The sequence below is a fragment of the Synechococcus sp. R6-10 genome (assembly GCF_047461815.1).
Taxonomy (GTDB): Bacteria; Cyanobacteriota; Cyanobacteriia; order Thermostichales; family Thermostichaceae; genus Thermostichus.
Window position 1 is genome coordinate 1 of record NZ_JANSHW010000499.1, and the last position, 956, is coordinate 956.

Sequence of the window (956 nt, forward strand, 5' to 3'; positions counted from 1 at the left end):
GGGATCGGGTTGTGGTGGATGCCGTCCTCTATGAGAACTACCCTGCCCTGGAGCCGGATGCCGATTACCTGCAGATTGACTTTGCCCAAATTCCGGCGGGCAAGCTGTGGCGGTTCTATCTGGATCCCAAGGGGGGCAGCGTGAAGCGGGAACTGCTGCTGGATCGCTCGGTGGAGTTTCCGGCCATCCACCCGGCTCGAATGGGGGGATCCCACCGCTACATCTACATCGGGGCCACCCATGCTCCTGGCCCCAATGCTCCCCTACAGGCCATCCTCAAGCTGGATACCGCCACAGGCCGCACACAGCAGTACAGCTTTGCCCCCCGCGGCTTTGTGGGAGAACCGGTGTTCATCCCCGATCCAGAAGACCAGGGAGAAGAGGCAGGGTGGATCGTGACGGTGGTTTTTGATGCGGCCAGCCAGCGCTCTCAAGTGGTGATCCTAGAAGCAGCCGACCTGACAGCCGGCCCGGTTGCGCGGATCCCATTGCGGCACCACATTCCCTATGGCCTACACGGCAGCTTCACTCCGCAGGTGTGGGCAACGCCTGCCTAAGCGATGAGCTTCAAGATGGCTGAATGGATCCCCTTGGCTGAGGGAATGCAATCCAGCCCTTAGAGAGCCCTGGGGATCGGTCAGTTGGATCCCGGCTGTGCAAAAACACCTCTATTGGCTCCAGTCAGCGTTGCTGGAAAAAACTACAGATACTCAAGATCAATATCAATGGCCCTGTCTGGGGAATAGACATCCTGCAGCCTGAGAATCATTCCCTTGGAACAGTTGCTACCATTGGCTACAGGTCGGCTACAGTGTTGACAACTGCGGGCAAGGGCAGCTGCTAGGAGTTTCCCAATAGAAGCAGAATGGAAAAACGCTGTTGGGCATTGTTAGGCTAATGGGTGGTGTGCTGAGCAAGCCTTGGGTCAAGAGCAAAGCTAAAGCTATAGCCTGTTT

Annotated in this window: 1 protein-coding gene; it reads left to right on the forward strand. The window is 57.3% G+C overall.

Annotation, left to right across the window (positions count from 1 at the left end; translation table 11 throughout):
* The coding region (locus tag NW837_RS12735) for a carotenoid oxygenase family protein (RefSeq protein ID WP_414332016.1) at positions 1 to 557 on the forward strand (557 nt) is incomplete at its 5' end.
* Positions 558 to 956: the final 399 nt, after the last annotated feature.